The following is a 12835-nucleotide window of genomic DNA, read 5'->3' on the forward strand; positions in this document are numbered from 1 at the left end:
GATCAGCGCCGCACCACCCTGAACACCCGTATCTCCCGCTCCACCCGGGCCTGATACGTCGCATACGGCGGCCAGAAGGCCAACAACGCCTTCCAGGCCGCCCCCCTCTCCTCACCCTCCAGCAGCCGGGCCGTGACCGGTATGTCCTGGCCCTTCCAGCTGATGTCGGCGTCGGGACGGGCGAGGAGGTTGTGGGTCCAGGCCGGATGGTCGGTGCGGCCGAAGTTGGAGCCGATGAGGAGCCAGCCTCCCTCCTCCGGCATACAGGCGAGGGGCGTACGACGCGGGAGGCCGCTGCGCGCACCCGTGGTCGTCAGGATCACTCCGGGCAGCATCTGCGCACTGAGCAGGTACTTTCCGCGCGTCAGTCGGTGTACGGCCTTGTCGAGCGCCGGCACGACGTGCGGCGCCACCTTCGCGAAGCCCCTCGTCGAGGACACCTTCTGCACCAGTCGTTCGCCGATCACACCGCCACCTCGCGCCCCTGGTCGAAAAGGTGCGCCGCGTCGGCGGCGTGCGCCCGCAGCCGGTGCACCGGCCCGAACAGCAGCTCGTCGCCCGCGGCGCGCTTGAAGTACAGATGCGCCTCGTGCTCCCAGGTGAAACCGATGCCGCCGTGCAACTGGATCCCTTCGGCCGCGGCGCCGCGCAACGCCTCCAGGGCCTGCGCGAGGGCGAGCCCGCCCACCTGCTCACCATGGGCGGTGGCCCACGCGGCGAAGTAGGCGGCCGAGCGCGCCGCCTGGACCTGGACGTACACGTCGGCCAACCGGTGCTTCACGGCCTGGAAGGACCCGATCGCCCGCCCGAACTGCTCGCGCTGCTTGACGTATTCGACGGTCCGTTCCAGCGCGTGGTCGGCGGCCCCGACGGCTTCGCAGGCAAGGACGGCGGCGGCCGTGTCGCCCACGGCGGAGAGAGCAGCGAGAACCTCACTCCCGTCTTCCGCGCCCAGCAACTCCGCTTCCACGTCGCGTAGTTGGACCCGGGCCTGCGGCCGGGTCGCGTCGAGTGCGGTCTGCCGTATGCGTACGAGTCCGGCCGCGTCCCCCGTCACGAGGAAGAGGAGGGTCCGTGAGCGGGCGAAGCCGCCGGTGTGGGCGGCGACCAGCAGGAGCTGCGCGCTGTGGCCGTCCAGCACCTGGTCGACCTGCCCGTACAGCCGCCAGACGTCGCCCGCCCGCCGGGCCTGGACGCCCCCCGCGCGGCCCCCGCCCGCCCAGTCGCCGTCGCCCGTGCCGGTGAGGGCGAGGGCGGTGGCGAGGGCGGCGCCCGGGACGGCGAGGGCGGCCGTGAGGGTGCCGTCGGCGATGCGGGGCAGCAGGGCGGCGCGCTGGGTGTCGGTGCCGAGGGCGAGGATCAGGGGTGCGGCGAGCACACAGGTCGCGAGCAGCGGAGAGGGGGCGAGAGCCCGGCCCGACCCCTCGGCCGCCAGGGCGAGTTCGGTCACCGAGCAGCCGATTCCGCCGTACGCCTCCGGGAGGGCGAGCCCCGGCAGGCCCAGCTGATCGGCGAGGGCGGCCCACAGGGCCGGGGCGTGTCCGGCGGGGGTGTCGAGGGCGGCACGCAGCTCCTCGGGGCCGCAGCGCTTGCGGAGCAGTTCGCGCAGGCTGCGGCGGATCCCGTCCTGCTCGGCCGTGAAGCCGGCGTCCATGGCTGTCCCCCACTCTCTTCCCTCAGCATCTGACGGTCCGTCATATTAGGAGGGGCGCAGCGATATGCACAGAGGCAGGAGGCCGCTCATGACTCCCCGGACGGCACACCGGACGACGACCCGGAGCCGGAAGGTCGCCGTGGTCGGCGTGGCCCTCTCCGACTGCGGCCGCGTGGACGACGCCACCCCGTACACCCTGCACGCCCAGGCGGCCCGCCGCGCACTGGCCGACGCGGGGCTGGCCCGCGAGGTGGTGGACGGCTTCGCCTCGGCGGGCACGGGCACCCTCCCGCCCGTCGAGGTGGCCGAGTACCTGGGCCTGCGTCCCACCTGGGTCGATTCGACGGCGGTCGGCGGCTCGACGTGGGAGGTGATGGCGGCCCACGCGGCGGACGCGATAGCGGCGGGCCACGCGAACGCCGTCCTGCTGGCGTACGGCTCGACGGCCCGCGCGGACATCAGGGCGGGCCGCCGCACCGGCAACCTCTCCTTCGGAGCGCGGGGCCCGCTGCAGTTCGAGGTGCCGTACGGCCACACGCTGATCGCCAAGTACGCGATGGCGGCCCGCCGCCACATGATCGAACACGGCACGACGATCGAGCAGTTGGCGTCCGTCGCCGTCCAGGCGCGGGCGAACGCCGCGCTGAACCCGGACGCGACGTTCCGCACCCCGATCACCATGGACGAGGTCCTCTCCGGCCCGGTGATCGCGGACCCCTTCACCAAGCTGCACTGCTGCATACGTTCCGACGGCGGGGCGGCGGTGCTGCTGGCCGCCGAGGAGTACGTACGGGACTGCCGTACCGCTCCGGTCTGGGTGCTCGGCACCGGCGAGCACGTCTCGCACGCCGCGATGTCCGAGTGGCCCGACTTCACGGTGTCGCCGGCCGCGGTGAGCGGGCGGCTGGCGTTCGGGCGGGCCGGGGTGCGGGCTCAGGAGATGGACTTCGCGCAGATCTACGACGCCTTCACCTACATGACGCTGGTGACGCTCGAGGATCTCGGGTTCTGCGGGAAGGGGGAGGGCGGAGCGTTCGTGGAGAAGGGGCGGCTGAGGGTCGAGGGCGGGGAGCTCCCCGTGAACACGGACGGCGGCGGGCTGTCGGCCCAGCACCCCGGGATGCGGGGGTTGTTCCTGCTGGTGGAGGCGGTACGGCAGCTGCGCGGGGAGGCGGGAGCGCGGCAAATCCGGGCTGCGGACGGGGAGTTGCCGCGCCTGGGCGTGGCCTCCGGCACGGGTGGCTGGTTCTGCTCCTCCGGGACGGTGGTGCTGGGCAGGTGACGGGCGGCGAGGGCTACTCGGCGGGCAGGGCTTCACGCATCGCACGTGCGGTGGAGGCCGGGTCGTAGTCCCCTGCAACACCCTCGACCAGGATGATGTCGCCGTCGATGTGCCGCGAGCGCAGCGGTGCGATCTCCTGGTACGCGGGCGAGTCCCACCAGGCCCGCGCCTCGGCGATCCCGGGAAACCCGATCACCACGACATGCCCGGGCCAGCTGCCCTCCTTCACCTCGTGCTGCGTGGCGTGCACCAGGAAACGGCCGCCGTACGGCTCGAAGGTGCCGGAGACCCGCTCGATGTACTCGGCGATCTCCGGGTGCGGGGCGGCTTCCTGCAGGTGGGCTATCGCGTAGGCGGTCATGGGGTGTTGCCGTCCTTCCGGTCGGTCGGGTCCGTATGCCGACGATCGTGACAGGGCCGGCGCGACGGGGTCGATGACCTGAGAGGTAAGCGGTCTCTGGTGTCCCGGGCAAAGGGCGCGCCATCTTCGCATCCGGAACCCGCAAACAGCCCTTCCCGGTGGATCACTGCCTCCGGTAGTGCTGGTGTCTGTCCATGTACTCAACAACGGGGGAGCAGGAATGAGCCAGTTCGGTGTCGACCCGGACACGCTGAACGAGCTTGCCGGGAAGTTCGACAGGGAAGCGAAGGACCTGGCGAAGCCGGTCAACGCCTTCGCGTCCACCGCGTCCCAGATCGGGGAGGCCTTCGGCCTGCTCGGTGCCTGTGACGGTGCGGCGCAGAAGTACCAGACGCTGCTGAACGGCACCCTCAAGGCGCTCGGGCAGCTGCCTGCCGTTCTCACCAGCGACGGCGACCGGTTGCGTCTCAACGCCACCAACTACAAGAACTCGGACCAGACCGCCGTCGAGCACCTGCGCGCCGCGACCCGACCGGCAGGAGGCCCGGCGTGAGCATCAACAGCTGGATCGACGGCAAGGTCCTCGAGATCCTCCAGGCCTGCGGCGTGGAGCTCCCGGGCGGCAACGGCGACACGCTCCGTACGATCGCCGGTGCCTGGGACACCATGGGCAACGAGCTGACAGAGGTCGCGCACGCCCTCGACCTGCAGATCCAGGGCGTCGACAAGCAGGGCTGGCACGGCGAGGCCCGCGACGCCTTCGAGAAGCACTGGGCGGAGCAGAAGCGCGTCATCGACGACGTCGCCCACAACTTCCACCAGGTGGCCGACGGGCTGCGGGCGTACGCCGACGAGATCGACAAGATCAACGAGGAGATCATCGACATCTGCGTCGAGATCGCCGAGATGGAGATCGCCGGCGCCGCGCTCTCCTTCTTCACCGGCTTCCTCTCCGACCTCGTCGCGAACACGGCCGTGGCCACGCGGGTCGCCAAGATCGTCGACTTGGTGAAGCTGTTCACGTCGGCGGCGGAGAAGGTGGCGGCGCTGCTGGAGCGGTTCGGTACGCTCACCGAGGAAGGGGCGGCGAAGCTGGCAAGCGTGCTCACCAAGGTGGCCGAGTTCAGCGGGAAGTTCCTCAAGAAGGGCACCGAGAGCTTCGTCACCAACTTCGTGGCGGACTCCGCCAGCTCGATGCTGAACCAGGCTGTCCACGGCCAGCCCGTGACCGTCGGGGACGATCTGGTCAGCGGTACCCGGGCCGCCGCCGGAACGGCTCTCTTCACCGCAGGCAGCGCGACCATCGCGGAGACAGCGGGAGTCACCGGGGTAGTCGGCAACGTCCTGAGGGGAGACGGCCTGCTGGGCACCACGGTGAACGGCGCGGCCGGCAATGTGGCCGGCGGGCTCACCGCCGACCTCATCAGCGGTCAGGACGGATCGACGATGGGGCAGAACGCACTCACGAACGCCGCAACCGGCGCCTTCGGCAATGCGCAGAACCACGGCCTCAACCACGCTTTGGAACAGCATGGGAGCCTCGGCGGCGAAAACCTCAGCGACCGGGGCAAACTCGCCGACAGCGCCTTCAAGAACACCGTGGGCACCACCTTGAACACGGGGGTTTACGCTGCCGGCTCCGGCATCGAGTCGGATGTCCAGGACCTGGCCAAGGACGAGTGAGAGTGGTCGGCAACGTGAGGCTTGCAGCTGTCTGGACTCCGAACCCGCATCACCCGTTCACCTGGGAGCGTTTCTTCGGGCTGCTCGTCGTAGCGGTCGGGGGCATGCTCATCCTTGCGGGAGTGTTCGCGGTCGTCACCACGTGGCGCAGCGCCGAGGAGCCGCGTTACCGAGGCCAGTGGCGTGTGCTCCTCGGCACGTTGGGTTGCCTCACAGTTGTGGGCCTGGCGATCATCTCGTTTGGCGTGTGGCTGTACTGAGGCGGGCATCCCGCCACCCCGGCTCGGCCCGGGCGGCATCGGACCGCACCGCGTCATGGCGGCAGGCTGCCGGCCGGGCTCCGCCGGATATGGCCAAGGACGCCAAGAAAGCGAGCGAGTGATTCGTGCACGGTGAGCTGGGGGGCGTGATCCTTGCCGGAGTCGCGCACAACAACCCGCACTACCGCCCCGGTTGGAAGGGCTTCTTCGCGGCGCTGGTCGTGATCGCTGGCGGTGCGCTCGTTCTCGCGGGTGTGATCGCGGGCTTCACTGCGTGGCGTAGTGCCGAGCGGCCGCGTGAACGGGGCCTTTGGCGCGTACTCCTCGCCACGACGGGGTGCTTCGGGGGCGTGGGCCTTGCGATCATCGCCCTCGGCGTGTGGCTGCTTTGAACAGCACCACCGTCAACGGTGCCATGGGGTCAGCGACCTCACGGCCGACGTCTGGAACCACCAGGACGGCGCGACCATCGCGGAGGACGCCTTGACGCCACGCCCGTTGCCTTCGGCAACACCTGAAACCACGGCGTCGATCACGCCCAGGGAGGCAGATGTCCAGGATCTGGCGAAGGACGAGTGAGCATGATCGGCAACGTGAGGCTTGCGGCCACGGTGACCCCCAACCCGGACCACCCCGCCACCTGGGCCGGCTTCTTCTGGGCGCTCCTCGGGGTGGGCGGGTGCCTGATCGTCGTCATCGGCGCCGCCCTGACCGTCGCTCTCTGGAACGTCAGCGATCAGAAGAAGGTGGGCAACTACGTTCTCGGGCCGATGATTCTCGCGATCGGTCTTGCCATCGCCGGCTGGAGCTTCGGGCTGTGGTGACGTGCACGATGGGCTCGGCGACATGATGCTGGCAGGGGTCGCACACAACAACCCGAACTACGACCCCGGCTGGGTCTCCTTCTTTGCGGCGCTCGTCATGCTCGTGGGGTGCGTGATCGTCCTTGTCGGTGGAGCCATGTCCATCGGTATACGGGGCCTTGTGGGTCGAAGGAAGTGGGCCGGTTACGCGATCGGGCCGCTGACCATCGCGATCGGCCTCGGTGTCGTCGCCCTTGGCGTGTGGCTGTGGTGACCGCGTGACGTCGGGCGACCTGGGCCCCGTATCTCTCCGGGACCGGACGAGTGAGCTGTGGGCGACATGAGACTTGCGGCCACCTGGACCCCGAACCCCAGAACATCGCGGCCGGCCTCCGCCACAGCGCCCGCGACCACGACCGTCGGCCGACCCTCAGGGGCCGGCCGACGGTCGTGTCGGTGGACGGCTGGGTCAGCCGACGGTGTACGTGTACGGGATGCCGGTGATCTCTGAGCCCTGCCCGCTGCCCATCGCCGTGTCGTTGTCCACGTAGAGGATCCCGTGGACGACCGTGCCGGCGGGGGCCGTCGGGGCGAGGGTGAGGGTCATCGTGCCCGTCTTGCCCGCGGCGACGGAGAGTGGGGTGTAGTCCCCGGTGAAGTCCCAGAACGATCCCGTCGAGGCATGGGCCGCGGTGTCGATGGGCTGGGTGGTGGCGGTCACGGTCACCTTGGCGGTGCCCGTGGGCGCGGTGGAGTCCTTGAACGGGCCGGGCGCCGAGACGCCCACGTACCAGACTCCCGATGCCAGTTGGTCGGCGGTGGCCGTGGCCACCCCCGATCCGTCGGGCCCCGGTGCGCCCAGGACCTCGGGTTCGCCGTTCCAGGGACGGAGCGACGTGTCCACGGGGATGTCCGCGGTGACCGTGGCCTTCAGGGCCGTGGTGTGCGTGGGAACCCACCAGTAGGTGTTGTAGCCGCCCACGGGGACCGTGGTCTTGCCGTCCGGCTCCGGGAGGACGACGTCGGCCGAGGCGGCGAGGCGCGGGTCGAGGAAGTAGAACCGCTTCGCCGGCCCCGGGTTGGGCACCCGCACCGTGACCTTGAGCTTGCTGCCCTGCTTGATGACGCGGGCCGGGCTGTTCGGCAGGCCCGGGGCGCTCACGGTGACGGGGGCGTCGAGGCGGACGCGGCCGGTGACCTGTTCGCTGAACTCGTTGCCGCTGACCGGGTTGGGCAGGGCGACGATCAGCGTCCAGCGGCCCGCGGCGGGCCGGTTGACGGTCAGGCTCGCGTACTTGGTGGGGGCCGGCGTCTTCCCGTAGGTGCGGTTGGCGTCCCGGGCGATGATCTGCTGCTGGGGGCTGATCAGGTAGTAGTTGAGCTCGGTGTCGGCGTCCTGCGCGGTCAGGTCGACCGTCAGGTTGCGCCGGCCCGCCGGGACGTCGAGGTAGTAGCCGTTGGCCTGGCCCGCGTCGCGGCCCACACCGCCGGTGATCCGGGTGGTGAACGAGCTGCTGTGACCGGGTGCGGGGTCGACCGCGACCAGGGTCCGCCGGGCCACCGGAAGCGACAGGTGCGTACCGGCGTCCGAGGCGAACTGGAGGGAGAACGGCGTGTCACCCGCCGGGCGCGGGATCGGCACGGTCACGGGGAAGGTGGCCGTGCCGCCCGCCGGGACGGTCCTGGTCCGCGCGGGCACACCCGCCGAGGTCCAGCGCCGACCGGTGACCTGGACGTGCACGGGGCCGCGGTAGGTGCCGGGCTTGTCGTTCGCCGACTGGAGGCCGCTCGCGCCGTAGTTCCAGACCATCTTGACGGTCCAGATGCCCGGCACCGGGTCGTGCACGTCGACGTACTGGTGGTTGCTGTGCCCGCTGCCGCCGGCGTCGTAGCCCATCTGGACCAGCCGGCCCTTCGGGTCGGACAGGACCGGGATGAGGCGGCCGCCCCCGTCCTTGCCCGGCCAGGCCGTGGTCAGGTCCAGGAAGGGAGTGCCCTTCGGGATCCGGACGGTGAACGGCTTGACAGCGAGCCGGCCGAAGGGGGTGTCGCCCAGCGGTGCGCCGACGGTGACGGTGCGTTCGGAACGGAACGTCGTCGCGCCGAGGGTACGGGAGGTCATGGTGACCTTCTGGGGCCGGTTCGCGGTGTTGGTCAGCGTCACCGTGGTGTGCCGGGTGGTGCCCGGACGGCCGCTGAGGTCCAGCTGCCCGGCCGAGGGGACCAGGGCAGCGCTGTCTGCGCTGCCCCCGGTGACGCGGGCCGCGCGGACGGCGGCGTCGGTGTTCAGCAGTCCGGCGCCCTGCTCGTCGGCGGGGACGCGCAGATCGGTGGCTGTGCCGGTCAGCAGCCGCTTGACCAGGCCGGGCGCGGGGCGGGCACCGTCGTGCGTGGCCTTGTACGCCTGGATGACGTCGGCCGCCGCGCCCGCCACGAAGGGGGCCGACTGGCTCGTACCGCCGAACACCAGGGTCGGCTGCGAGCAGGCCGTCCAGCGCGGGCCGGGGGTGCAGGCGGCCATGCCGCTGTCGCCCGGCGCGACCAGGTCGACCAGCTTGTTGCCGAGCGTGGTGCCGCCGGAGGACAGGGCGGCGATGTTGTCGCTGGTCCAGCCGGGGTAGCCGTAGCCGCGGGACGCCAGCCGCTGCGCGGTGGTGGCGCCGACCCCGATCACGTCCGGGTCGCCGGCCGGGGAGCCGATGGTGCCGGAGACGCCGGAGTCACCGGTGGCGGCGACGACCGTGACACCGGCGGCGACGGCGGCCCGGTCGGCCAGCCGGACCGGGTCGGTGGCCGGGTCCGGGTAGTAATTCCAGCCGAAGGATTGGTTGATGACGTCGGCGTGGTGCTCGACGGCGTACTGGACGGCCTGGACGAAACCGGACATGAGGGCGGCGGCCTTCCCGCCGTAGACCTGAAGGCTCATCAGCTCCGCGTCCGGCGCGAAGCCGCGGATACGGAAGGTGCAGCCCTTGGGCACCTTGGTGGAGTAGGGCAGTTGTTCCGCCAGGTCGTATGTCCGGCTGCCCTGTGCGGCGAGGGAACTGGCGTCACCGAACCCCTCTCCGCCGCTGGTGCTCCCGTTCGTGCCCTCGCCGGTGAAGTCCTCGTAGTCGGTGATCACATGGCTGCCGTCGGGGCGGACGAACTCCGGGTTGTCGACGTCGATTCCGTCGGCCATGAAGGCGATCTTCACGCCCTTGCCGGAGGCCAGCTTGTGGGCGGCGTCGGTCTTCGTCAGCGCCAGGGCCTCCGGCTCGACGACCGGGTGCTTCGGGTCCTTCGGACAGGCGGTGGCGGTCGTGCCGGTCGACGAGCGGGCCGCGCCGGTGGCGGTGGTGCCCGAGGCGGTCCGGAGCCGGGGCGGCCGTATCGGCAGGTCGGGTACGACGGCGGCCACCTGCCGGTCGGCACGTATCCGGGATATCTCCGAGGGCTTCAGTGTCGCGGCGACGGCGTTGACCAGGCTCAGCTGCCTGACGTGCTTCGCACCGCCGTTCCTGAGCAGCGACAGGATCGGTGCCTGGTCCTGGGCCACCGCCTTGTCGCGGCGGACGGCGTTCGTCCTGGGGGACAACTCCGGGTGCTGGTCGCGCATCAGCACGATGACGCGCTGCGTGCCGCCGCCGGCGGCGGCAGAGGCGGGGGCGGGAGCGGGAGCGGGAGCGGGGGTGGCCGTCGCGGGAACGGCACCCAGGGCGAGAACGCTCAGCAGGAGCGATCCGGTGAGGGCAACTCGCCTACCGGCTCCGCCCGTTCTTCTGTTGTGCATGTACTTCTCCGCTGGGAGTGGGGGGTTGGGGCCGCCCGAGGACGGCCGCGCGTCGATCTTGTCCCCTACAGCAGGCGGAAGAATTTAGCGCGATTAAAGATTCAGGAATGTTCTGGAAAGGCGAACAAGGCTCGCTCCCAGGCGCCGAATTGACGGCGAAGTAACTTGCGCAAGGAGCGTGAAAGCAAAATGAACGCAGGGGGTGACAGTTCCGTTTTGGGGGGATCTGTACGTTTCCCGCACCACGCTACCGACCCCTTGCACTCCTCGACCTCGGACGACCACGAACCGGACGTCATACGACTACGCCGAAGCCCTGACCCCGGCCCGCGTCGGAGGCGGCAGAGCGAGGCGGAGGTTCGGTCGGCATTCCGGACGCAATGCCAAATACGCCAAGCGAAGATTCGCGCTGACTTTTTCTCGGTGAAATCTCCTGAAGTGACGCGAGGGCGCCCGAGTGCTCGGCGGGCCTCCGTGGGTCACGCGTACGCCCCGCCGCGCCAGGGGGGCTGCGGGGCGTACATGCAATCCCTGTTACACTCCTCACGACCATCTGACTACTGGTCAGTAGCTAAGTTGCCTTTCCGGCACGGGGAATCAGAACCGGTGCGCCGACCGATATCCGCGCGCGCCGGTCAAGGAATGCATGCACAACAATTTCAGATCAAAGATCGCGGCGTTTTTCGTCGCCTTGGCCATCGCCTTCACGGGCTGCGTGGGTTCCGCGGCCAGTGCCCAAGCTGCGGAGCAGGGGCGGGTGGAAAGGCTCGCGGAGATTGTCCGCAAGGTGGCCCAGTACGCGAACTGCGACCGTCTGCCGCTGCTTGAGCGGCCGGCGTGCCTGAAGCAGTTCGCGGGCAAGGCCATCGCGCTGGGGGTCGGTGTAGGGGTGTTCCTCTACACGGCGCAGGACGCCATGAAGGACCACGGAGCGAGCTTCAAGGATCTCGACAAGAACATCAAGGCCATCGAGGCCCTCAAGCCGCTGGATCTCGTGGATCCCGGCAAGTCGCCGGACCCCGCACAGCAGTTGAAACTTCTGGAAAAGGCCGTTCAGACCTTCAAGAGCGCCCAGCCGCACCTGGAAAAGCTCGGGGAGAACCTGGCCAAGGCGGACTCCCTGCTCGGAGACCAGAACGACTCCCTGCTCGCCCTCACCTTCCTGACCGTCGCGCTCGGCGAGTACTTCCCCGAGCAGAAGAAGTACCCGGAGGCGAAACCGGTCTTCGACTTCGAGAAGGAGCTGAACGAGCTCAACGAAACGCTCGACCAGATCAACGCGGGTTTCGCCAAGATGAACCGCGGCCTGGACACGATGAACTCGGGCGTCCGCGATGTCAACAAGGGCCTGGCCGAGGCCAACAAGGGCATCGACAAGGCCAACAAGGGCATGAAGGAGCTCAACGAGGGAATCCGCGAGGCCAACAAGGGAGTCGACGAGGCGAACAAGCACGTACCCGGCATCAAGAAGGGCGCGGAGAAACTCCGCGACATGTCGGGGCTCGACTTCGACCTCTCCGGCCTCGGGGACACCTGGGCCTCCGGAAAGTCCCTCCTGGACGACGCCGAGCAGCAGCGCAGGATGTCACTGCTGCTGGACCTGCTGCCCGGGGTCGGCGACGGCAAGGGCATCGTCGAGGCGCTCGTCGGCAAGGACCTGGCCACCGGCCAGAAGCTGACCACCCAGGAACGCCTGCTCGGCGGCGTGTCCGTGCTGAGCTGGCTGCGGACCGGCGACCGGCTGCTCACAGCGGACGAGATACGCAAGGCCCGCAAGGGCGAACAGGTCGTCACCTGCAACAGCTTCCCCGACGGCACCAGGGTGCTGATGGCGGACGGTTCCCAGGTGCCCATCGAACAGGTCCGGGAAGGGGATCGCGTCCTGGCCGCCGATCCCGACACCGGCCGCCGGCAGCCCGAGCCGGTCACGGCTCTGTTCACCGGTCAGGGCGAGAAGAACCTCGTCGACGTCACTGTGCAGACCGACCAGGGGCCCGCCACGGTCACGGCCACGGACGAGCACCCGTTCTGGGTGGACGACCTCGAAGCCTGGGCGACCGCGGACCAGCTGCGACCGGGAGCCTGGCTCCGGACCAGCGCGGGCACCCGGGTACAGGTCGGCGCGGTGAGAGCCTGGACCGCTTCCGACCAGAAGGTCCGCAACCTCTCCGTCGATGATCTGCACACCTTCTACGTCATGGCCGGCAGCACACCGCTGCTGGTTCACAACACCAACGGCTGCGGCAAGTGGAAGGCCGAGTTCGACGCCCTCCCCAACGGCAAGCAGAGCCATGTGAAGGAGATCTCGACCGCCGCGGAGCTTCGCAGGACCTTCGAGCGGTGGACCAAGGACGCCAAGCGGCTGCCGGCCCGCGGACCGAAGATCCCGGATGTGTACCAGCTCCCCGACGGCACGATCATCCAGTGGCGTGCGTCATCCGCCTCAGGTGGCGAGACCATCGATATCTTCCCGGTCACAGGCAAGGGAAAGAAGGTGCACCTGCCGTCATGAGCACGGAGTTCATCATCAGCGAGCTGCTGGAGGAAGCGCTCGACGACTGGGTGCCCGTCGACCGCCTGATCGGGCTCGCACAGGAGACGGCCGAACAGTCCGGCCGCGATTTCCGGGTCGTGGCCACGGAAGCACTCACCGAGTTGCTGTGCGGCCGGCTGATGGCTGTGGGCGACCTCGGCGTCAACGGTTTCGAGGCGTGGACCGGCAGTCCCGAGGCTCTGGTGCGTCGGGTCGTCGCCATGCTCGACCGGTTCGACTGGCGCCCCCAGGGCGGTGCCTGTTGGCTCGCCGACGCCGGACACGGCACCAGCGAGGGGTCCCGCTAGCGAGCGTCTCTTTGTCCGCGTGCGGCGGTGCGCCGACCACCGCCGCACGCCGACTACGAGAGCGGCCCTGCGTCCACTACGTACGGCCGGACCATTTCGTCGGCGGCTTCCCAGAGGGGGGTGCCGGGGCGTGTGGGGCTGTGCCAGCACTCTTCATCGCACGGAAATGGCAGGCGGTG

At 69.7% G+C, this 12835-nt stretch carries 13 protein-coding genes; 9 read left to right on the forward strand and 4 right to left on the reverse strand.

Annotation, left to right across the window (positions count from 1 at the left end):
- Nucleotides 1-2 precede the first annotated feature (2 nt).
- Both ACFY1U_RS29260 and ACFY1U_RS29265 read right to left on the reverse strand, forming a co-directional pair.
- Entirely contained in the window at nucleotides 3-467 is a 465-nt protein-coding gene (locus ACFY1U_RS29260) for a nitroreductase family deazaflavin-dependent oxidoreductase (protein WP_390697104.1), read from the reverse strand.
- On the reverse strand, nucleotides 464-1654 hold the full coding sequence (locus tag ACFY1U_RS29265) for an acyl-CoA dehydrogenase family protein (RefSeq protein WP_390697105.1): 1191 nt from the start codon (nucleotides 1652-1654) through the stop codon (nucleotides 464-466). Before ACFY1U_RS29265 ends, ACFY1U_RS29260 begins: the two co-directional genes overlap by 4 nt.
- An 88-nt stretch (nucleotides 1655-1742) precedes the next feature.
- On the opposite strand from ACFY1U_RS29265, the gene ACFY1U_RS29270 reads away from it, so the two are divergent.
- On the forward strand, nucleotides 1743-2936 hold the full coding sequence (locus ACFY1U_RS29270) for an acetyl-CoA acetyltransferase (protein ID WP_390697106.1): 1194 nt from the start codon (nucleotides 1743-1745) through the stop codon (nucleotides 2934-2936).
- Nucleotides 2937-2949: 13 nt separating this feature from the next.
- Here ACFY1U_RS29270 and ACFY1U_RS29275 read toward each other — a convergent pair whose 3' ends face one another.
- A complete protein-coding gene (locus tag ACFY1U_RS29275) occupies nucleotides 2950-3297 on the reverse strand; it encodes a DUF1330 domain-containing protein (RefSeq protein WP_390697107.1) in 348 nt (115 codons plus the stop codon).
- A 220-nt stretch (nucleotides 3298-3517) separates the two neighbouring features.
- On the opposite strand from ACFY1U_RS29275, the gene ACFY1U_RS29280 reads away from it, so the two are divergent.
- The 6 genes from ACFY1U_RS29280 to ACFY1U_RS29305 all read left to right on the forward strand — a co-directional run bounded on the left by ACFY1U_RS29280 (nucleotide 3518) and on the right by ACFY1U_RS29305 (nucleotide 6317).
- The gene (locus ACFY1U_RS29280) at nucleotides 3518-3850 is read left to right on the forward strand and encodes a type VII secretion target (RefSeq protein WP_390697108.1); all 333 of its coding nucleotides are present in this window, start codon (nucleotides 3518-3520) and stop codon (nucleotides 3848-3850) included.
- The gene (locus ACFY1U_RS29285; RefSeq protein WP_390697109.1) at nucleotides 3847-4980 is read left to right on the forward strand and encodes a WXG100 family type VII secretion target; all 1134 of its coding nucleotides are present in this window, start codon (nucleotides 3847-3849) and stop codon (nucleotides 4978-4980) included. Before ACFY1U_RS29280 ends, ACFY1U_RS29285 begins: the two co-directional genes overlap by 4 nt.
- A 2-nt stretch (nucleotides 4981-4982) precedes the next feature.
- Complete coding sequence (locus tag ACFY1U_RS29290) at nucleotides 4983-5240, forward strand: hypothetical protein (RefSeq protein WP_390697110.1); 258 nt, start codon at nucleotides 4983-4985, stop codon at nucleotides 5238-5240.
- Between the two features lie 125 nt (nucleotides 5241-5365).
- A complete protein-coding gene (locus ACFY1U_RS29295) occupies nucleotides 5366-5632 on the forward strand; it encodes a hypothetical protein (RefSeq protein ID WP_390697111.1) in 267 nt (88 codons plus the stop codon).
- 189 nt (nucleotides 5633-5821) lie between these two features.
- Nucleotides 5822-6064 carry a hypothetical protein gene (locus tag ACFY1U_RS29300; RefSeq protein ID WP_390697112.1) on the forward strand — a complete coding sequence of 81 codons (243 nt, stop codon included), beginning with the start codon at nucleotides 5822-5824 and terminating at the stop codon, nucleotides 6062-6064.
- Nucleotides 6065-6086: 22 nt separating this feature from the next.
- Nucleotides 6087-6317 (forward strand): hypothetical protein, encoded by a 231-nt coding sequence (locus tag ACFY1U_RS29305; RefSeq protein ID WP_390697113.1) that lies wholly within the window; start codon nucleotides 6087-6089, stop codon nucleotides 6315-6317.
- A gap of 195 nt (nucleotides 6318-6512) precedes the next feature.
- On the opposite strand, the gene ACFY1U_RS29310 is transcribed toward ACFY1U_RS29305, so the two are convergent.
- A complete protein-coding gene (locus ACFY1U_RS29310; protein ID WP_390697114.1) occupies nucleotides 6513-9815 on the reverse strand; it encodes a S8 family serine peptidase in 3303 nt (1100 codons plus the stop codon).
- A 646-nt stretch (nucleotides 9816-10461) separates the two neighbouring features.
- On the opposite strand from ACFY1U_RS29310, the gene ACFY1U_RS29315 reads away from it, so the two are divergent.
- Nucleotides 10462-12327 carry a polymorphic toxin-type HINT domain-containing protein gene (locus ACFY1U_RS29315; RefSeq protein ID WP_390697115.1) on the forward strand — a complete coding sequence of 622 codons (1866 nt, stop codon included), beginning with the start codon at nucleotides 10462-10464 and terminating at the stop codon, nucleotides 12325-12327.
- Nucleotides 12324-12656 carry a hypothetical protein gene (locus ACFY1U_RS29320; protein ID WP_390697116.1) on the forward strand — a complete coding sequence of 111 codons (333 nt, stop codon included), beginning with the start codon at nucleotides 12324-12326 and terminating at the stop codon, nucleotides 12654-12656. The genes ACFY1U_RS29315 and ACFY1U_RS29320 overlap by 4 nt, the downstream gene beginning before the upstream one ends.
- Nucleotides 12657-12835: the final 179 nt, after the last annotated feature.

Source organism: Streptomyces sp. NPDC001351 (genome assembly GCF_042896045.1).
Taxonomy (GTDB): Bacteria; Actinomycetota; Actinomycetes; order Streptomycetales; family Streptomycetaceae; genus Streptomyces.

What these genes read in the sequence shown, in the direction of transcription:
- ACFY1U_RS29265 (WP_390697105.1), bottom strand. Translation starts at nt 1,654, where the DNA reads ATGGACGCCGGCTTCACGGCCGAGCAGGACGGGATCCGCCGCAGCCTG.
- ACFY1U_RS29270 (WP_390697106.1), top strand. Translation starts at nt 1,743, where the DNA reads ATGACTCCCCGGACGGCACACCGGACGACGACCCGGAGCCGGAAGGTC.
- ACFY1U_RS29275 (WP_390697107.1), bottom strand. Translation starts at nt 3,297, where the DNA reads ATGACCGCCTACGCGATAGCCCACCTGCAGGAAGCCGCCCCGCACCCG.
- ACFY1U_RS29280 (WP_390697108.1), top strand. Translation starts at nt 3,518, where the DNA reads ATGAGCCAGTTCGGTGTCGACCCGGACACGCTGAACGAGCTTGCCGGG.
- ACFY1U_RS29300 (WP_390697112.1), top strand. Translation starts at nt 5,822, where the DNA reads ATGATCGGCAACGTGAGGCTTGCGGCCACGGTGACCCCCAACCCGGAC.
- ACFY1U_RS29305 (WP_390697113.1), top strand. Translation starts at nt 6,087, where the DNA reads ATGATGCTGGCAGGGGTCGCACACAACAACCCGAACTACGACCCCGGC.
- ACFY1U_RS29310 (WP_390697114.1), bottom strand. Translation starts at nt 9,815, where the DNA reads ATGCACAACAGAAGAACGGGCGGAGCCGGTAGGCGAGTTGCCCTCACC.
- ACFY1U_RS29315 (WP_390697115.1), top strand. Translation starts at nt 10,462, where the DNA reads ATGCACAACAATTTCAGATCAAAGATCGCGGCGTTTTTCGTCGCCTTG.
- ACFY1U_RS29320 (WP_390697116.1), top strand. Translation starts at nt 12,324, where the DNA reads ATGAGCACGGAGTTCATCATCAGCGAGCTGCTGGAGGAAGCGCTCGAC.